This window comes from Acinetobacter entericus (assembly GCF_026168575.1).
Taxonomy (GTDB): domain Bacteria; phylum Pseudomonadota; class Gammaproteobacteria; order Pseudomonadales; family Moraxellaceae; genus Acinetobacter; species Acinetobacter bouvetii.
On the sequence record NZ_JAPEQW010000017.1, the window covers coordinates 18,598 to 39,306 of the forward strand.

Sequence of the window (20,709 nt, forward strand, 5' to 3'; positions counted from 1 at the left end):
AATATTTGAATAATAATGATTTCTTCATTGATCCTTAATTTTAAGCATTAGCAAAAATTAGACTGGTACATAAGCTTGCGCTAATCGCTTTTCTGTAGATGCCTGTGTTGTATAGAAACGCTCTTGAATGGCATACACAAAATTCTTTAAAGACTCTTCATCTTTAATCGTATATTTACCATTTGCATCAGTCGGCAACCCTAGTGTTTGAATATAAGTATGCAAATTTTGCTTTACCTGTGAATCATAAGAGTTATAAGTATCTAATGCTTTAGCAATATTCTTACGATTTGGAATGCCTACTTTATCCACAGTGTACGAAGGATCAACAGCTAATAGACCACCCAATTGAAAGAATTGTTTTACTTCTGCGGTTGTCGCTGCTCTATAAAGGGTATTTAATCCTTTAAAAATACTATTCATGGCACTTAAGCTTTTAAAATACAAATGCCCCGTATTTTTATCAAAAATCGCATCTGGAGAATCAGCCAAAATGACAATAGGATTATCCAACACCTCAGGCTGATTTGAAAAACTTAAAGTCTTTCTATAAATTTTTGCACTAGGTAAAACTTTTTGGATATAGTAAAAATCATCACTCTGACGCTTAAAAATTAAATACTTAATATCTTTATACTGAGCAGCACTGATGGTAGGAAATGAAGTACTTACTTTTTTCTCTAATTCTAGAATAGGATTCGTTACATCAGTCAATGAGCTTAGATCCACTTTAAACCAATCACCATTTTGAGCAATAGCTGTAGGTGTATACGTAATAGTGTTTACAGTAGTCGGTAATAAACCAGCATAAAAATCAGGACAATTCTGCCCTGACAAAACGACATGAAACTTTGCATTATTTCGTGAATACAAAAAATTCATTACCACCCCTTAGTCTAAAATTAAAAATGTATATTCATTCACTTTTGTAAGAGCAATATAACTTTGCATCTCACCATTACCATCTTCAAAAAGCTCATCAATAGTTTTTATTTCTTTCTTAGAAATCACCAAAACTTTTGAATCATCTGTCTGTTTTATAAAATAAAATTTATATCCTAATACTAAAAATATTGGATTAAAGTAAAAAAAGCGGGTTCTAGCTAATACAATTAGCATCAATACAAAGAAAAGAAGGAATGACTTCAATGTAGGTAAACTAATGGCAACAAATGCATAACCTAAATAAATTGGAAGATAAAAGTCATTCGCCTGCTCAAATTCTTTGACTTTTTTTCTCTCTATAACATCCTGATCTAAATACTTAAAACTAAACTTAATAGACAACAAAGAAAGCGCAAATAATGTGATCAGATAAATCACATAAACCGCATACGTGACTGATTCAGTTATAACGTTTTCAGTAGATTTAATATTTTCACTGCTGATTAAAAGTGCGATTAGGTTCTTTACCCAATCCCACTTCAACCAGACAGTCTCTTCATGAGAGATAAGAAAAATTAAGCCTGCTAAGGCGATGGAAATAGCAGTCAAAACTATATGTAATAGATGTTTCATGCTAATTCTCCATCTGCAATCAAAGTCTATTGTGCTTAATTTTCATCCCATTTCATAGCATGAAGAGACATAACTTGACGCATTAACACTTTATTCGTTTTGCTCAAAAGTTTTAGCTAGATGCTCTTCCGCATCTCGAATAGAAATCATACCATTCATTAACATAGGTAATAACCAATTATATAAAGTAGTTAACTGGTTGTTTTCCTCTATAGCATTCCTTATTCTTTCATTTAAAATAAATGCAAAATTAGAAAATTTTTCTAAAATTTCATTAGGTGGAATTAAGATCTTTAGATTATAAAGATCATTAGAATAGACATGTGGCTGAGCTGATCCTCTAGCCTGGCTAAAAATATAATTCTGGACTGTTTTTAGATACTCATAGATGTAAAAGGTTAAAGCATCTGTATTTCCACGAATTGTTATACAATCGCTCGCAAAAATTCTTTCTCTCCAAAAATTAACATATCCAGCACTCGCACCCGACGCACTAACTGTAATAGTATAAACTTCTCTATTAAATTCACTATGCATATAAGAGTTAGATATACCCGCAGATATTACTTTATAACACCCACTTGTATCCGCAGTTTTTTCAGTTATTAAATCTCCTTTCCGAATATCACAGATCTCAGAAAGAGAAAAGACATTCCAACCACTCGGTATATCTCTATTTAAAACATTATTAAAAGTTAATTTTTTATTTTTATCAGAATCAAAACAATTAAAATTAATAAAATAAAAACTATATATAGTAGATACAAAGTTTTCAAATTTTAATTTTAGTGACTTATCTACTTCTATTTTCTCGTAAATAGAATATAAAAAATCACCTATTTTTACTTGATCATTATAACTAGGCAGATTTACATATAGATAGGAAAATATTGCTTCATTAAAACTTGCACGCAATGTCATAACTGCATTATTTGTGATTGTTTTTCTAAAAATAGGTGATCTTAAATAAAATGCAATAAATTTTGGGTAAACTTTCTCACTATCAATAGGTCTTAATCTTTTAACAAATCCACTAAAAGTAGCACATGGATAGTCTTTTAAGGCTACACAAGACATAGCTAGCTCATCTAACGTTTCACTAGTACGAGTTAAAAAAATATCTCCTGCTCTGATAGAAAAAGTTTTTTGTTCTTTTTCATCTGTATTCATTAAATCTGGTAATTCCTGAGGAATAAAAATATTATTAAATACTGTCGAAAAAGATAGAAAAGGATGACCATGTCCTGCTTGGTCAGGAGATGTGTTTATTCCTGAACTCATAGAATACAGCTCATCAAACTTATATTTACGAATTTCAATCATAATTCAAAATCCGTAATCTTGTTTTTAATTTGATTACTTAACATGTTAGATTTCTTAAGCAGCTCTTCAATAGCTTGTGAAAAATCATCCACTCTAAGTTTAAACTCTTCAGGTGTTAGATTTTCGTATTCCATTTTCACCTCGAAATACTGACCAGCACTTAAGCTATAATTTTTATTAGATATATCCTCATAATTAACAACAACAGATAATTCATCTTCAGCAATTTTTTTATTGAAGATATTAATAATTTTCTCTTCTTCTTGAAGAGTTAGCAAGGTCTTCTGATTTTTACCTTCCTTTATTTTCTGCCCTAAATTCGAGGCATCAATTAAAACTACCTTATCTTTGTTTTTTTTATCTATAAATATAATTGAAACACTTGTACCAGTATTGGCAAAAATATTAGACGGCATTGAAATAACACCAGCTAACATTTTATCGTCAATTAATTTTTGTCTAATTTTTTTATCAATACCAGATTGAGCTGTAATAAAGCCCGTTGGTAAAACTACTGCTGCTTTACCATCATCTTTCAATGAATAGATAATATGTTGTAAGAACAATTGGTAAATTTCCATTTTGTCCTTATCTTTTACTTTAATTTTAGGGATTCCAGCAAAGAAGCGCTCTTTATTTGCCTTATTGTCTAAATCATTCCTAAAGTCACTAAAATCCAACTTAAAAGGAGGGTTTGAAACAATATAGTCAAACTTTTTAAGTTCAGTCCCATCCTTATGGTATGGATGAAGCATTGTATTACCTTGTACTACATTGGGAATAGAGTGAACTAAGTTATTTAGAATTAAATTCAAACGTAATAAATTTGAAGACTTTTGAGAAATATCTTGTGTATATATGGCACAACGAGATTCACCAATAACGTGAGCCACGTTCATTAGCAATGTGCCTGAACCTGCTGCTGGGTCATAGCAAGTCACATTTTTTACTTGTCCTTGCTGATCCTTGGGAACAAGAATTTCAGCCATGATACGTGCCACTGCATGTGGCGTATAATATTCTGCATACTTACCACCACTATTCGAGTTATAGTCTTTAATTAAATATTCAAAAATAGAGGCATAGAAATCAAACTTCTGATCGAAGATACGTTCGAAACTGAACTCTACTAATTCATTAATGATCGCTTTACAAAATTCATCACGCTTGGAAGGATCACTAATATACTGACTAAGTTCATCAAATAACTTAACTTTTGCACCACCATCAGTTTGAACCGCAAAAATCTCATTATTCTGAATAGAAATATCTCTTAATGTATCATCAAAAAGTTTTGAAAAATTAGGTTCATTTTGCTGGCTGAATAGGTAGCTAATAAAGTGCTGTGGTTTGAGAGTTGCTGTATCTGCTGGCATTTGTAACGCAAGCATCTCTAACTCATCATCCGACATGTTAGAGAGCACATCTTCCCATTTTTCAGCTTCAGCTAAACTTGGTTCCACTTTTTTTGCTTCATAAGCAAATTTATCATTCAAAAATTTATATAAAAAAGCCTGCGTGATAATTTTAAATTCATTACCATCATTACCAAGTCCATAGTTAGCACAGATAGCTTTTAAACCATCAATAAGCTCTCTAACTTTTTGCTGAAACTGAATTTCTACCATTGCCCTGAACCACCATTGAACTCTTTGAGGTACTCATTTACCACAAGCTGGTTAATATACCGTGTTGTCGTAGGATTTAATGCAATGTTCTGTTCATTTTTAAAGCGTTTGATGATGTTTGGCATCATCACTCGAGCAAAGTATGCTTCGTTATCCAGTACATTTTCACTGTCTAAAACTCGCTCATCTGCATCCTGTTTGAGTCCGATCAAAGCTTCATAAATCTGTCTTTCAGACATTGAAATATCTCCTTGTTCATGCAGTCTTTTATGAACCCGTGTGAACTTAATGTCGCCTTTGTATTTATCACTGAGTTGCTTATTCGCACGATTCAGCTCTTTTATTCGCTCATGAATTTGTTGCAAAGTACCAATATTAGCAACCATTTCTTGCTGGGTGACTTCACTCAATTTTTTCTTTTTGAACAGACGTTCGAGTTCTTCTTTTAAGCTGATAAATTTCTCATCTTGCTGGTCAAAATTACTTGCTAAAGCCTCTCTCGTTTTACGCAATGTATCTTTTAACTGATCTGCTAAGACCAACTCCTCTTCAGCAATTTTCTTAAACTTAAAAATCACATCTTCGAGTGCTAAATTGAGTAAATTGGTAGTGTCTTCACCACTTTCAATACTCTCTTTTAAATTCAGCATATCTAAATGGTTGCTTGTCTCTCGGAACATGATATTGATCTTTTCAAAGTCTAAAGATCGAAGTTGCTCATAGTCCCCCTGTAACCTCATGAGGTTATATAAGCTTTTTGCATCAGCTAAGCTCTTTTTAAGTTCTAATACTTGTTTACGTTCAGCAATTTGTTGGATTTGATCAGCAAAAGATTCCATGTTGTCAGTATCAAAACGGAATAATAAATCTTTTAATTGATTAATTTCCTGATCAATTTCTTCTTTGGATTTGAAGAGATGCGAGTAGCTATCCATCTCATCACCTAACTCTGCTTGCAATTCCTCAAAATAGGCTTTGTTTGTTGCATCAAATTCTTTTCGAATATCTGCAAAGTCAACAACGTAACCATACCTAAAATCCTTGTAAGTACGGTTCACACGAGTTAATGCCTGAAGTAAGTTATGCTCTCGAATCACACGACCAATATAAAGTTTCTTTAATCGAGGGGCATCAAAACCAGTTAACAACATGTTATACACAAAGAGAAAATCAATTTTCCCTGCTTTAAAAGCATCAATCCAATCTTTGCGCTCTTGTTTATCACCCACATCATGTAAAATGAGTGCAGCAGATTTAACCTTGTTTTTTTCTTTTAGATGCTCTGTATAAGATGTATCTGTCTTAATAGCATCATTGTCTTTTTTATATTTTGCATTAAAAATTTCAAACATCTGTTTCGCTTGTTCTGAGCTATCACAGATGACCATTCCACCTATAGTCGAATCATTGCAAGCACCACGACTATTTTCAAAATCTTGAACAATGTAATCCAACATTGGTTCTACAAAAGTTGGATGCGCATAGATAATTTTTTTATCGACATCTCCCTGCTTAACTTCTGCTTGCGCTAATGCCTCTTGTAAAGCAATTTTATAGTTGGTTTGGATATCTTCTCGGATCAAACGTAATGTATAGCCATCAGCAATTGAAGCATTGTAGTAATACTTATGAATGTAATCTCCAAACAGTGATCTTGAATTGTAATCTGTTCCTAATAGCGGAGTTCCTGTCAGACCAATTTTGATTGCATTACGATCAGAAACATCTAAATTTGCTAGAAAGCTACCTTTAGGGTTATAGCTACGATGTACCTCATCTAAGAAGTAAACACGCTGTATCTCAACACTGTAATCCTTTGTAGACACAATCGTTGGATCATCTGCAAACTTCTGGATATTGATGACAGTAATTTCTGGTTTACCACTGTTATTGTGGATGACCTTAGTTGCCTTAATATCTTTAGTAAATTCATCTCTAGAGTTAATCGTATGTACAACTAACCCACGACTTGCAAATTCACTCTGTGCTTGCTGTAATAAATCAAGTCGATCCACAATGAAATAAAACTTAGGAATTACATTCGTTTTTTGATAATAATCCGTCAAAAATTTGACGTTATAGTAAGTTAGTGCTGTCTTGCCACTACCTTGCGTATGCCAAATAATTCCTTTACGGATGCCTTCATCAAGTTTTCTTTCAATTGCTTTAGTTGCAAACAGTTGTGGATAGCGCATGATATGTTTTTGCACACCATTTTCTGTTTCCACATAAGCTATTGAATACCGCAACATAAATGCTAAACGCTCTCGGCTTAGCAACGAAGTACAAATTCGGTTGGTAGGTCTATTAGGATCTTTATTGGTAATAAATTCAGGGCTATTTCTAATCACCTCAAAATTATTGTCTTTAAGAATACGAATTTCTTCTGATTCAGATAAAGGACTCAATAAATGCGTAAGATTAAAAATTTCTTCTTCTCGGAAGTAATTAAAACTTGGCTTGTGATACGACGGAGTAGCATAAAAAGCTCCCATGATTGGCTGAATAGCCTCATCGTCGTATTCCATATTGTTTGAGAAGATCATGAATTGAGTGATGTTAACAAATCTTTTAAATTTAGGATTTTGAAATCTCTTATTTATTCGGTCTCTTTCCGCTAAGACACCATCTTTATTATTTGGTTTCTTCACCTCAATAAAGACTAAAGGCATACCATTGACTAGGATCGTAATATCAGGACGGAATTCATCATCTCCGTTTTGACAAGTAAACTCCGTAACAACATTGAATGTATTGTTATTGATATTTTCAAAATCAATGAGTTTGATACCAGAACGATTGACTAACTTACTGAAGAATACTTTCCCTAAATCATCATTGTCTAAAGTTAGCTTTAAATCTTGTAATTCTCTTTGAATATCATCTTTTTCAAATGAAGGATTAATGCGGCTTACTGATTCCAAGAAAATTTCTGGGAAAATATTAGACTCCATATCCCATGTATGTTCTTTTAAAGAAAGATACTTATAACCAAGCCTTGTTAAATGAAGAATGGTTGGAATTTTTACGCGAGCATCTTCATTAAACTTCATGGAACCCTCAAACTAAAATTTTATTTATCAAATACTAAGCTAACAACAATAAAGATAAAATTCTACTAATGGGTAAAAGAAAATTCTAATATTCTACTCTTTGATTAATTCTTAGATTTATGAGCTCCAAAAGCCGTAGCCATTTTCTTTCCCCTGTGCATACGCCCACTCTGCCACTTTATGCGACCGTTCTTTGTCTGTTAGAAAGCCAAGTACAGAAATTCGGTCGACAATGATGAGATCCTGCTCTTCATTGCGCTCACGCCACTTATGCAAAAACTCATCTGAGGCAAGCAGATTACTTTTTTTAGCGTTACAACTTGAATCTGCCAATACAAAGTTATGCCCTGTATCCGATGGATACATCGACCATGGAATAAAGTGATCCACAGCATAATTACCTTTTCTCATCGGTTTGTTGCAGTAGAAGCACTTACAGTCTTGTAACTCTACCAAAACATTCGCTACTGCATTGAGCTGATTACGGTTTGGCTCAAACATGAATTGCTCAAGGTTCGGGAGCTTATTTAAGATAGGTTCATTGCTACTATTCTTTCGAATGTAATCAATCCAACGCTTTTGACATAACTCTTCAATAATCTCGCTAAACTGCCGTAAGCAAAACATCACTTGTGGTAATAAGGTCAGCTGTTGTTTGGCTTGCGCATGCTTATAAATAAACTCAAAGTTCTGACCATTGATGTTTTGCAAATAGCGGACAGGCATGTCTTTTACGGTACGAGCCACATCTTTAACCAGCTTCGACCAAATAGCGACATCTCGCCTTAATAGTCCAAGAGATGAATAAATCTGCCTTAGCTCAATGATTCGATTTACAATCGCTGCTTGCTTACCGTTGTTCTGATTTAAAATAAGCTGCCCTTCGTCATTAAAGTTATAGGGCACAGCCTGCTTCCAATACAGCTCAATAAACTTCTCAGCAATTCCGCTGTACTCAAGTGCTAATGGCTCACCACTATCTTCGCCCTTTTCAATCGCCAAGCGACTGAGACTAATGAGTAGTGCAAACTTATAGGTACTGCTAAAACTACCTGACTGCAAAATCAGTTGGATATTTTTCAGAAATTTTAGCTGCTCTTTAGCTGTGGGAATGCAATTAATCATTTTTCTTCCAAAGCAGATTTAACCACCGCTCTTCCCGATCCGGTCTCTTATCCACTGTAATCCACTGATCAACCAAACCGAGCTGTTCAAACTGAGCTAATAGTTCTTGTGCTTGGTCTTCATTTAGATCGGTAAATTCTCGACCATCTTTAACTCGATCTGAATCCCCATATTTAAATGACATGTAGATCACACCTTCAGACTTCAACGCTCGAAACATCTTTTCAAGGACTTCAGCTAATCGATCACGCTCACAATGAAGCAAAGATGCACAAGCCCAAATCCCATCGTAAACAGTGGCTTTATCAAGCTCATAGAAGCTTTGATATTTCACTTGAATGCCTGTCAGCTCCTTTGCCTTTTTAACAAGCGCCTCAGAGTAATCGATTGCATCAACCAGATATCCTTTGTTTTTAAAAGCTAGAGTATCGCGACCCGACCCGCAACCAAGATCCAAGATACGAGCATTGGTTGGTAATAAATCTAGAAATGGTTGGTACAAGCTTTCCATATCAACATAGAGCGTTGAGTGGGTAAATTCTTCTGCATGATGGTTGTAATAATCTATTGTTTTCACTCAGAACACTTAGGCTAAATTTTAAGATCAGTCTACAAGAAAACAAAAAATAAGGGAGCCGAAGCTCCCGTTTTATTCACGGCTCGCCAGTTTACTTTCAATCCATTGATGGATTTCCAATGCAGACCAAGCAATACGATTTTGTGATATTTTTACGCTTTTAGGAAAACTTGGGTCGTAGTAAGGGGAATACTGATCCATCATGGCATAAATTGTTGATCGGCTCAGTACAGTTAGCTGAATAACATCCTTAATACCAATTAATTGATTGATCTGAAATGTTTGACCTATTAATGCGTTCATTTTATTTTCCTTATCTCATGGTTACGAGCAAATCACTCATGAGATACGGCCATTCAGTAAGTTTTTACCTGTACACTCAATTCAATGCAGTTACAGACCCTTTCAACCCCTGTTGAATATCAAAAGCTTCGCCCTGCTGCTCAGACTGCGATAAATCTTCCAGCTGATAAAATTCATCAGCCACTTCCCATCCTTCCTCCCTATCCAGTTCAAACTTCGCATTGGCAAAGCCTTGCCTTGCTGTATGGTCTAATGCTTCCTGATAAAATCCGGCAAATTTACTTTGCTCGTCAATCTGTTTGGCAGCAGTAATTGCATCATTCAAACTGATACCCTCCCGTAATGTCAGATCCACGTAATACACTGGCTGGCGGTAACTTTGCACTGTGCTCTTGCCTCTTAATGTTAGCTGTAGCGGCAAACAGGAAAGTAGCCCATTCGATGCAGCATGGTAATAACTGAGTCGTGCAGCCAAAGTACGAATACTATTGAATCCAGTAGTCCTGAAAATGAATGTACCAAACTCATCCGACTCATCGAGATTGACATGCAGTCGAGCATAAGGTTTACAGTTCCCTCCCTGAGCCAATGAGCATAGATCAGGTGAAGGACATGGATGTTGTTCTACCCCTTGTTGAGTCAGTCGCTGACACGTTTCACCATTACCCACACAAACTGGACGCCCTGTTTGACGGTCAAACATACTGTACTCAGCTCGTAAATTTAGATCAGGATCATTAAAAATCAAGCGAACTGGAATAGTACGTAGTTTTAGGTTGGGCGCATTCGCCCGAAGTTGCTCATCTAGCGGATGCTTTACCCAGCCCTCTTTGTTTTGGATTTGAGACGTAATCGTAAATTGATCATCTTTTTCAGGCAGACGCTTACCATTCTTTTCCACAACTCGCCCAATACTAATACGCCCTAGGATTGGTGGTGTAATTGCTAAACCTTTAATCATGTTTTCATTCCTCTTTGCATTTTTATACGAATTGGCCTTTTCTATAGAAGCACCCGCTCCTTCGCCAATTTCTCTTTCATTCATCTAATCAAAAACACATCCATGGCTACAGGAGATCATGTTGTGCATCGGTCAATCGATCTGGCAAAGCTGTCCAATGCCCTATCCTTATTTGAGGATGGGGCGAAGGGGCTGCTTTGCCGATTTTTTTATGCGGGCATGAATGTAATCAGTCATCCAGATAAATATTGAAGCGCCGACTTCCTGTTTTATGCAGCGGATAGAGCTCAAGCAAGTCCGGCTGATGCTTCAACAGTGTCTTGGTATCTAGGCCAACGCTGTCTTTGGCTTTTTTCCACACGACTGAACCACGATTGAATACAGCACGCTCGGCATCTTTCATCATCATTTGAATTTGGTGCTTGAGCTGATCGAAGTGTTCTTGCTTATGCTGAATCTGTTCTTTGAGTTTGATCAGCTTTGCAAAGGTGTGATTGGCGTTTTCATTTTGAGATAGATCTTCCACAGTCAGCGGAATATGATTTGGGTAAAGCTTTTGAATCGCTTCAGCAGCTGATGCACTGGCATCAACCGATGGTGGTGTATCATTTTCCACGCATTCCCAGAAATATCGTTCAGCATTCACAATATGCTGGATGACTGACTCTGAACGCATCACTTTAAAAACTTTAGTTTCATGGCCACAGAGCAACACGCATACATGTGCAGCTTGCTTCCCTGTCACTGCAAGCTGATGCTGAACCTGACACAGCACATAAAGTGGTACACCATCACGCCACAGTTTTGCTCCATGTTCGCCTGCTGTTTTACATTCCAGTATTTGGACCTCTTCGCTACCCACTACCGAATAATCCAAATTTGCCAACATGAAATATTTCTCGGGATCTGGGTGCTGAAGCACTGCATTGACGCGCCGCACTTTGTTATTGGTATGCATGCTATAGAACTCAGCAACCAATGGTTCAAGCTGTTTACCCCAATATAGCGGTGCAACACCTGAACTTTCATCTTCAATCGATTGAGTTTGACGTCCTGTTTTGATCAACCACAGTTCCAGCATGGACATATAGGGATTCAAGCCGCAGGCTGTGGCTGCATCACTACTGCCGATTCCTTGTTTACGAACCTCTAGCCAATCCTGATAGGCCATATCTTTGGTGCTAACCAAACGTCTGGCTGCACTGGAACGTTTAGGTGGACTTAATGGATTCAATACTGATTGCGGCAGTGTTGGCTGAGACTGATGTACGATCGGGTTCATTTGATTCATTGTGTCATCCTTATAAATATCGGTTTTTGTAAAATTTTAACGGCATAAAAAAAGCCGTATCCAGCATCAAGCTGGATACGGCCGTAATAGTGGTGTTAGGTTTAAGGAAATGTGCTTAGGCTAAGTCAAGCTCAGGCCATCAATGACAAGGCTTGTTCTAGTCCACGTTGTTTCAAAGCAGCGCCTGCACCAAACCAAGCAGAATCTAGACGGTGGTCGGTACTCATGGCACGACGTTCATGATCAATAAATTCGGTGATCGAACACAGTAGCCCATAAGCTGTGCCTTTAGCAGAAGAGAGCTCTGCACCTCGACCTTGACCATTAAACATATCCAAGGCTTTGGTCATGGCTTTTCCATTGGGTTCAGCTTTGTTTTGCGCTTCAGCATTTTGTGCTACCTGACGATAGAACTGGATGATGTTCTCTTCAGGATCAGCAATTGACATGGTGCTATTGTTAAACACCGCATCAAAGTAAGCCTTGGCTTCTTGCTGACTAACTTTGCGCTGTGTAAGTTGTTTCATTTCATACATGTGCTCATCCCATGCACGAACTGAAATCCCCAATTGTTGTTTGACCTTCTCTGCATCAAACTTGGTACTGTGTGGGACTTTAACCACACCTGCACTCGCTGATGCTCCTTTAAGTGCAATCGCTAAAGTGTTGTTACACACTACACGGATACTCGTAAACTGCGCTGTAGTTGCAAGCGTACCATCACAAGCTGATGCTAAGAGTACATAGCCATTGCTGACATCCTTGCCCTTTAATGCAGTGGTTTGACCTGTGCGTGCTAAAGCCCAGAACTTCTTACCGCCTTTTAAGACCCCTGCTGTTTCCAACTCAAAGCCTGATTGCTCAGTCAGATCACGGTAAAACTCCAAGATCTCTTTCGGTTGTACTTCCTGATAACGCTGACTGACCACAGATAATGGAGCATGTGTATCTGAGCGATACAACACACGCTGTTCTTCAAACGGTAGGATAATGTTCTGACCACGTTCATTCTGTGCCATGTAGCTAACATTGGATGATTCGATACGCCAATCCATCCCTGCTTGTTGCGCCCACACTTCTATCGGTTGCTGTGGTGAGAGTTGATTGCCTAGACCATGCCAAGGGGTTTCACCAACATAGGCCATTTGTTCGACTTGATGTGCCATCGTTGCAATCTCCTATGTTTTATCAACGAAAGTTCTGCTGACAGTTGTTACAGTGGTAGTAAGTCATGCTGATCGGTTTTTTAGGTTCATCGAATACGCTACTAAACAGACCGCCAATGACAGCACCGGCTATCCCGCCAATCAATGGCGACACAGGTAAAGGTAGACTCTTAGAAATGGATGCACCAATACTTGCAAAGGATGCAGATGCTCCAAAACCTGAAGATTCACTACCAGTTACTTGCTGATTTACTACTTGGATGGTTTGATCGGAAAAACAATAAGGGCAATTGATACTCATAAGATATACCTCAAAAATGAAAAAAGGCTTACCGTATGGCAAGCCTCTGACTTTGAATGAAAGGAAAATATAAACATTCAATCTTCATGTTAATGATGTATATCTATGATTTTTTGGAATCCCTTTTTCTGCGTATAGAACAGCCTTTACTAAATTCCCTCATGCCAGACAATGGTGCTCTCAGGTATTGATTATCTTTTTCAGGATGGGCAAGGTAGCTAATCGCAAGCAATGCATTCTTAACCGCCTTTGCATTACCCCTTTCAATCATTCCAATACCGAGTTTATCTAAAACCTGATATTTTTCTTTATGGCGTACTTGATTACAGTTAAAGAATAAACCATCACCGCCAGTGATTTTATCTTCCCAAAGCTCCCCAATACTTTGAGCTAAGTAAGAATCATGAATGTGCAATGAGCCGTTATAAATAACCAGCAAATGGCAGTGATAACCTTTGCTTTGTCCACCCTGCTCTAAGCGATAAGCGTAGCCAACCTGTCCTTTAAAAATAGTATCCCTATCCTGGACACGGCTGACCATTTTTTTAACATCACGATTGAATCGGCTTATACTCGGCTGTGCTTGAGAACTGTACGAAAGATCGACTCGCACTAATAATAGCTTACGATGATGATCCACTAGCCCATTAAAATAATCCTTCAGGTTTCTTTGATTCCGTTGATTGTTGATAATGAATTTATCTATGAAGTTTTCCTGCAGTTCTGCTAGCTCACGCTGAAAGCATTGAAATACTCTCTTATCCTCAAAGATCTCCTCATCCTCCCAAGAAATATGTTCAGGCAAAAGATCGAAATATGCTTGCACTAAAGGACTGTACTCACATTCCGGTTTGTAAACGGCTTTAGCTTTTCGTTTCAGTTCATCATAGTCCGCTTCGAAATCATTCCAGCGGTATTTGCTTTTCATCACCTTTAGCATGAAGTTTTCAATATCAAGTAAGGTTTGTGTTTCATTCATGAGTGTATTTCCTGTGATTGAGTAAACTCATAGGAATCACTGCTTAGTATTTTTTACACATGACCTGAAATATTTAACTCAATAAAAAAACCTTCATCATTTGGGGATGATGAAGGTTGATTAATAAGATTAAGTATTTAATAAATAATATATTAAATATATATCCTAGCAATTTCCACTTGTCCTGATCCAAGTTCACGGCCAATAATTTCAAAATCTATACTTCTATAGCAAACGTGGAAATTTTTACGATTTCCCCTATTTTTATAGAAATGATGGAAGCGGAAGTTAGGTTTTTGGTTTTTTCAATTTTGCAGTTTTTGCAGGACTAGTTTTTACATTTTTTTTGATCAGCCACTTTGGTAGGACTTGATAGATTTCATCATCCAACAGATCTTGATAGACTGCAATTGGTGCAACATGATGAATAAAAATTTTTGCTAATTTTTTATGTGTTGTTTCAACTATAAGTTGCTGGCAATTTAGCTCTGGTACCGAGTAAGCTAATTTCAATTGCTTAACTGTTCCATCGATGCCATTACTATCTCCCTTTTCTGGGATATAGTTTTGACATGATTTTAGCCAGGCTTCGGTTAAGGTATCCAGCAAATTAGGACACTGAGTTAAAACCTGTGCATTAAAAACAAATAAAACATTTGCGGCAAAGCCAAGGATTTTATTGGAAGCACTTCTCTCTACGCCATCCCAGTAGCCTAAATATCCTGTAATGAATGAAAAAGGTAAACTTTTTTTATTTGTCTGCAACATATTTGAAAAAATTTTAGATAGGTCTTGTTGCGTAATTCTGTCTTTTGATTTCTCGGAGAATAAACATCGAATGATTACAACATCTTGCCGCATCGAAACATTCAACATTTCCTTAACTTTAATTAACCGTGTCTTATGCCTTTGCATGTGAAGTAAATGGCGTGGTTGATCCTCAACGTCATTCGTTATGATCTGCCGATTATTGAGAGGTCTATAAGGGGGAATTTCATCAATGACCAATGAGCTGGTTGAGTCCTTATAACCAATAATTAAGGTTGAACTTCTATTTACATCCGTTTTAATCTCATCTTTCTCAACCTTTTCCTTGGATGCAAAATTTGAAGGTAAAACTGAGTGCTTGGTTTCTATATTTTTTTTAGGATAAAAAAACAACGTCTCTGTAAATTGATATTCTGCCAATAATTTATCTATCTTTTCTTGATTTTTTTCTGATTCCAAATCCAAATATAAAAAATGCTGTAGCAATCCTGAACTATAAGTATCATTAATCTGGTTACGAAAGACTGAAAGAAAGTACCCCAATGTTTTACTGACTATTTTTCCTTCCAGCTTCATTTTAAGCTCAACCAATAATTCAATCTGTTTAAGGATTTCAGCAAACTGAAGCAGATGACGAGATGTTACATGCTCAAAAGATACAGGGGAATGCCATTTTTTAATTCGATAGTCTGTATCAAAAGGATGGAAACCTAAAAGGCTTGACTCCATAAATGTTAAAATAAAAAATTCAATTTTAATAACTAATTCAGTGAATATAGATAAATTCCAAATTGCCATCTGTTCAGCAACAATCATTGAAACCTGAGTCAAGTATTCCTTAGAATTTTCAGACAAATGCTTCTGATCCCAAATCAGCTTAGTTCTAGGGCAATGCAATATATTCCATAAACTTTGATAATTATCCAATGCATTACATTCCAGCCAGATTATTTCTTGCTTCGGCAATGTTCTCCTTTTTGGTTCTTGCTGTCGTGGAGCCCCATTCAATAAGTTCAATACATCTGATAAAAATTTTGAATTATGGTTATTCTCAGGCCTTTGTTTAGAAGCGATGTGAATAGAACTCAATCTCCCAAAATTTAATAAATTTTCAATTAAGCCAAAAACAAGGCGATGTATAAGCTCGCTGCTAGTATTCTCAGTATTGATCACAAAAAGCTTGTCATTACTCATTGATGAGATAAGCAATCTAAATTTATCATTTAGGGATTCAACATGAATGCTTAGACTTTTAGATGATGAGTTCTCTATTTCTTTCCGAACTACATCTTCTAAATCTTCTGCAATGATATTTTCAATAGTAGATGCAGACTTATTTTGTACAAAACAAACAACATAATAGCTTTGCCAATCTTTTGCGAAAGAATAATCGACTGCCATCACATACTTTATTTCGCGCAACCGACCAAAATTTTCAAAAAGATTGATCATATGCTTCAAATCAAAGTCATCGGCCTGATTTGAGTAAACTGTGACTTTAAAAGTAACTACATAGAGAAACCCAACTTGAGCAAGGAGCGATTCAATTTTTGGATAAATTTCTTCCCTAAAAAAGACAGAATGCTGATTAGCCTCTTTTTTTAAATCAAATTGCAAATCCTTTAGCCATGATTGACTTTTAGCCACACGCCGTTCGATATATTTTTTTAAAAAAGCTTCAGCAAAACCATCCACTGAAAACGGAAATAATCTCGTTTCATCTTTGTAATTACTCTGTGAGTTCGGCAAAGTAATCTCCTCACGCCGACTTTGAACTCTCTGAACAAAGTCATTAAATTCATGACACTCAAAAAAATCATCATTTGAATATCTAAATTCCTTTAGATCTGGAAATACTTCGACTTGCTTTAAAGCTGTCAAAAATGCAGTAAGCTCTAAATTTCTTGAATGCTGATCAAACTCATATCTCCCCTCCTTAAAGCTATTTATAAGATAGGGAATCACTTTATCTAATAGCGCATAAACAGCTATCGCTGGACTATAGGAATTTTTTTCACTACCGCTCATTTCTTCTGAAAAATATAATTCCTTATACAAAATATCCAACTGTTTAAAAAATTGATTTTTTTGTTTAATTAATCTAGTCTGAGCACTCATATTTTAGACTTAAGCTTCTGTTTTATAATTAAAGAATAAATTATATCATACAGATTTAGAACTCAATATTTTTTCAAAAATAATCATTTTTAATCATATAAAAATAGATATAAAAATATAAATTTAAGCTATTATATCTAGCCAATAAAATCGATATGATTTTGAGTTTTAAGCTATACACACGCGCAAAAAAACCACGCATTTCGCGTGGTGATTTATTCAAAAATTAGAACAATTAATTAAGCCACTCCCTTACTTTCTCGCCATACCACTCCATGATCTTCACACGCTCTTCCCAGTACTGTGCTCGGTTATAAGCCGAACGAATTCTATTCTGAGGTACATGTGCAAGTTGACGCTCAATAGCATCAGGATTGAATAGATTTGATTCATTAAGCACTGTACTAAAGAGTGATCTAAAACCATGTGTGGTCATTCGCCCTGCATAACCAGATCGCTTGATCACAGCCAAAATAGATTCACTACGCATAGGCTCTTTATTATTTAAACGATGCGGAAATAACAAATCTTGGTTATGTGTCAAACGTAAAGCTTGAAGCTCAGCGATCATCATATTTGTTAAGGGTACACGATGGGGTAAACGGTTTTTCATTCGCTCTTCTGGGATATCCCATTTACGTCCCTCTAAATCAAACTCCTCCCACTTCGCTTGTAATAATTCACTTACACGCACACCTGTCATCATGATCAGCATAATGGCATGATGTGTTTGCGCATCTGCTGGATAGGCTTTAATACATCTTAAGAACTCAGGCATTTCTGATTCAGGTAAGGATGCTAAATTCTTAACGCGTTTATTTTTCAACGCATAAACAAGATCACTCGCGGGGTTATCGTATCGATAGCCATGTGCAATGGCATACTTCATGACCATACCACAACGAGATAGCGTCCTTTTCGCAACCTCAGAAGATCCTCTAGCTTCTATTTTCTTGATAACTTGTAATATCTCAGGCGCTTGAATTTGATTAATTCTTTTATTCGCTAAGCTCAAATTAAGCTCATCAAGCGATGCACGTACATTATTGATGTGTTTAGGGGACCAGGTTTCTCGCTGATTCTCAAACCAATCTTCAGCCACTTCCTTAAAGTAAGGTTTCAAATCTTCATACAGTACAGATTTAGAATGCTTGTATTTAAGTTCAAGTGCTAGCTCTCTTGCTTTCTTTAAACTCAAATCTGGATATGGACCTAAAGATTCAGATTGACGCTGCCCATGTACGGTATAGCGGACATTCCAATATTTTTGACCAGCAGTTGTCACAAGTAGAGATAAACCGTTTTCATCAGAGAGGCGATACCGCTTCTCTTTCGGTTGTGCTTTTCTACATTCTGTATCGGTGAGTTTCATCTGTATTTACCCTATTTAATACTAAAAATAATTGGGTAAATTTTCCCAATAATTACCCACTGAAGGCAAAAATTGGGTCACACAGCTTAGGATTGGATCGGACAATACAGCCAATAAAAAAGCCCTTAAACATTGAGTTTAAAGGCTTTTTCACATTCAGTCGAACATCTCTGAATTAAATTTTGGTGGAGATGGCGGGAGTTGAACCCGCGTCCGCCAGCATTACGCTCGAGAATACTACATGCTTAGATATCGTCTACTGTTTTAACTCTTTGTGACCCGACGAACAGGGTACAAATCGCGATCCTCTTAATTTAGTACAAAGCCCCGAGGCTTGACTTTATACGGACTTGTGTGCGTGCGCTTCTGTCGGACTCTCTAACCACAAGTATTCGGAGAGGCGGACAAGCTGCCCTTAGGCAGCTAGAGCGTATGATTCGTCGTTTGCGACTAAAAAATGCAAATTTGATTTACGAGAGAAAATGCGCTCTCGACATGCATCTATGAGTTTCATCACCAGCGTCGAAGCCAGAAACATCCCCAATTGAGAGCTATCATAGCATAACTGCAAAAAATTGCGATGCAATTTCTAAAACAATTACACATTGATATGCGCTTAATTACATAATTGCGTTAATATTTTGGTTTTCAAGTCCAACAATAAAATAATTTATGAGCTACTTACTTGCACTCGACCAAGGAACCACTTCGAGTCGTGCCATTATTTTCAATGAACAAGGTCAAGTTCAGGCAACGGCGCAACGCGAAACACGTATACATACCCCGCATTCAGGCTGGGTAGAACAGGATGCGCAGGAGATTTGGAGCTCGCAAATTGCTGTTGTACAGCAAGCCTTAGCCACGGCGCACATTCTTGCCAAAGACATCAAAGCCATTGGGCTCACCAATCAGCGCGAAACGACGGTCGTATGGGATAAGCGCACAGGCAAGCCGCTTGCCCCTGCCATTATTTGGCAAGACCGGCGCGCAGCAGAATGGTGCAATCAGCTCATACAGCAAAATCTGCATGATCGCATTCATCAAAAAACGGGGCTAAGAATCGACCCCTATTTCAGTGCGGGCAAATTAGTCTGGCTGCTGGAAAATATTTCTGGACTGCGTCAATTAGCGCAGCAAGGCCATGCTGCTTTTGGCACCATAGACAGCTGGCTGATTTGGAATTTAACTCAAGGCGCAGAACATGTGATTGAAGCCAGCAATGCTTCACGTACCATGCTGATGAATTTGCAAAACCAGCAATGGGATGAGGAGCTGCTGGAGTTATTTAAAATTCCTGTTTCAGTTTTACCTAGAATCATCAGTTCTGACAGCTATGTAGCAGATACGGCGCCAGGCTTGCTTGGCGCTAATATTCCCATCACCGGCATTTTAGGTGATCAGCAGTCAGCGCTATTCGGCCAATCCTGCTTTGAAGCAGGAACCGCGAAAAATACCTACGGCACAGGTTGCTTTATGCTGTTTAACACGGGGCATGAAGTGCAATTCAGCCAAAATAAACTGCTGTCTACTCTCGCTTGGCAAGCACAGAATCAGACCACTTTTGCACTGGAAGGCAGTGTATTTATGGCTGGTGCTATCGTGCAATGGCTGCGTGACGGCCTCGGCATCATTCAAAAAAGCAGTGAAGTGGAAAAGCTTGCCAGCCAAGTTCAATCTACAGATGGCGTTGTTTTAGTGCCTGCATTTACGGGCCTTGGCGCACCGCACTGGGACAGCGAGGCGCGCGCCCTGCTCTGCGGCATGTCGCGCGGCACCAGCAAGGCGCATATCGCTCGGGCTGCTTTAGAGGCCATTGCCTTTCAGGTGTCAGATGTACTGACGGCCATGCAATCTGATATTTGCAAACCGCTGAAAGAGCTTCGAGTCGATGGAGGAGCATGCGCCAATGACATGCTGATGCAGTTTCAGGCCGATATTCTGAATGTTCCAGTACTTCGTCCAAAACTGCTCGAATCCACGGCTTGGGGCGCTGCCGCGATGGCAGGCTTAAAATCTGGAGTATTTTCCAATTTAGACGAGATTGCACAGTCTTGGCAGCTGGAACGCGCTTTTGAACCCCAAATGAATGCAGATCAGCGTGAATATCATCTGCAACAGTGGCGAGCTGCACTAAAACGCGCGAAATCCGATCTGTAATCCATACTTGCTATCATGCTGCTCATCCATAAAATAACCGCTTAATAAAAGCGGTTATTTTATCAACAA

The 20,709-nt window shown here is 37.5% G+C and carries 16 protein-coding genes and 1 other RNA gene; 1 reads left to right on the forward strand and 16 read right to left on the reverse strand.

All coding sequences use genetic code 11. The annotated features are described in order from the left end of the window. Window positions 1-57: 57 nt before the first annotated feature. The 16 genes from OKC24_RS13140 to ssrA all read right to left on the reverse strand — a co-directional run bounded on the left by OKC24_RS13140 (window position 58) and on the right by ssrA (window position 19,025). Entirely contained in the window at window positions 58-882 is an 825-nt protein-coding gene (locus OKC24_RS13140) for a hypothetical protein (protein WP_265465559.1), read from the reverse strand. Between the two features lie 9 nt (window positions 883-891). Beyond that, complete coding sequence (locus OKC24_RS13145; protein WP_265465561.1) at window positions 892-1,518, reverse strand: KwaA family protein; 627 nt, start codon at window positions 1,516-1,518, stop codon at window positions 892-894. A 90-nt stretch (window positions 1,519-1,608) separates the two neighbouring features. Further along, window positions 1,609-2,841 carry a restriction endonuclease subunit S gene (locus OKC24_RS13150; RefSeq protein ID WP_265465563.1) on the reverse strand — a complete coding sequence of 411 codons (1,233 nt, stop codon included), beginning with the start codon at window positions 2,839-2,841 and terminating at the stop codon, window positions 1,609-1,611. Next, window positions 2,838-4,469 carry an HsdM family class I SAM-dependent methyltransferase gene (locus tag OKC24_RS13155; RefSeq protein WP_265465565.1) on the reverse strand — a complete coding sequence of 544 codons (1,632 nt, stop codon included), beginning with the start codon at window positions 4,467-4,469 and terminating at the stop codon, window positions 2,838-2,840. Before OKC24_RS13155 ends, OKC24_RS13150 begins: the two co-directional genes overlap by 4 nt. Further along, entirely contained in the window at window positions 4,463-7,522 is a 3,060-nt protein-coding gene (locus OKC24_RS13160) for a type I restriction endonuclease subunit R (protein ID WP_265465567.1), read from the reverse strand. The genes OKC24_RS13155 and OKC24_RS13160 overlap by 7 nt, the downstream gene beginning before the upstream one ends. A 117-nt stretch (window positions 7,523-7,639) precedes the next feature. Continuing rightward, entirely contained in the window at window positions 7,640-8,647 is a 1,008-nt protein-coding gene (locus tag OKC24_RS13165) for a DUF8808 domain-containing protein (protein WP_265465569.1), read from the reverse strand. Beyond that, window positions 8,640-9,224: a class I SAM-dependent DNA methyltransferase gene (locus OKC24_RS13170; RefSeq protein ID WP_265465571.1), complete on the reverse strand. Its 585-nt coding sequence runs from the start codon at window positions 9,222-9,224 to the stop codon at window positions 8,640-8,642. The genes OKC24_RS13165 and OKC24_RS13170 overlap by 8 nt, the downstream gene beginning before the upstream one ends. Before the next feature lie 72 nt (window positions 9,225-9,296). Next, the gene (locus tag OKC24_RS13175; protein ID WP_265465573.1) at window positions 9,297-9,527 is read right to left on the reverse strand and encodes a helix-turn-helix transcriptional regulator; all 231 of its coding nucleotides are present in this window, start codon (window positions 9,525-9,527) and stop codon (window positions 9,297-9,299) included. 76 nt (window positions 9,528-9,603) lie between these two features. Next, window positions 9,604-10,488: a recombination directionality factor gene (locus tag OKC24_RS13180; protein ID WP_265465619.1), complete on the reverse strand. Its 885-nt coding sequence runs from the start codon at window positions 10,486-10,488 to the stop codon at window positions 9,604-9,606. A 229-nt stretch (window positions 10,489-10,717) separates the two neighbouring features. Next, window positions 10,718-11,779: a YqaJ viral recombinase family nuclease gene (locus tag OKC24_RS13185; RefSeq protein ID WP_265465576.1), complete on the reverse strand. Its 1,062-nt coding sequence runs from the start codon at window positions 11,777-11,779 to the stop codon at window positions 10,718-10,720. Between the two features lie 131 nt (window positions 11,780-11,910). Beyond that, window positions 11,911-12,945 carry a DUF932 domain-containing protein gene (locus OKC24_RS13190; protein ID WP_265465578.1) on the reverse strand — a complete coding sequence of 345 codons (1,035 nt, stop codon included), beginning with the start codon at window positions 12,943-12,945 and terminating at the stop codon, window positions 11,911-11,913. Between the two features lie 22 nt (window positions 12,946-12,967). After that, window positions 12,968-13,246 carry a hypothetical protein gene (locus OKC24_RS13195; RefSeq protein WP_265465580.1) on the reverse strand — a complete coding sequence of 93 codons (279 nt, stop codon included), beginning with the start codon at window positions 13,244-13,246 and terminating at the stop codon, window positions 12,968-12,970. Between the two features lie 103 nt (window positions 13,247-13,349). Then, the gene (locus OKC24_RS13200) at window positions 13,350-14,225 is read right to left on the reverse strand and encodes a YagK/YfjJ domain-containing protein (protein WP_307735400.1); all 876 of its coding nucleotides are present in this window, start codon (window positions 14,223-14,225) and stop codon (window positions 13,350-13,352) included. Between the two features lie 288 nt (window positions 14,226-14,513). Beyond that, entirely contained in the window at window positions 14,514-17,111 is a 2,598-nt protein-coding gene (locus OKC24_RS13205) for a hypothetical protein (protein WP_265465582.1), read from the reverse strand. Window positions 17,112-17,346: 235 nt separating this feature from the next. Continuing rightward, a complete protein-coding gene (locus tag OKC24_RS13210) occupies window positions 17,347-18,483 on the reverse strand; it encodes a tyrosine-type recombinase/integrase (protein WP_265465584.1) in 1,137 nt (378 codons plus the stop codon). Window positions 18,484-18,666: 183 nt separating this feature from the next. Further along, window positions 18,667-19,025, reverse strand: a transfer-messenger RNA (tmRNA) gene (gene ssrA / locus OKC24_RS13215). Window positions 19,026-19,155: 130 nt separating this feature from the next. On the opposite strand from ssrA, the gene glpK reads away from it, so the two are divergent. Further along, a complete protein-coding gene (gene glpK, locus OKC24_RS13220; RefSeq protein WP_130147265.1) occupies window positions 19,156-20,640 on the forward strand; it encodes a glycerol kinase GlpK in 1,485 nt (494 codons plus the stop codon). The last annotated feature ends 69 nt before the right edge of the window (window positions 20,641-20,709 follow it).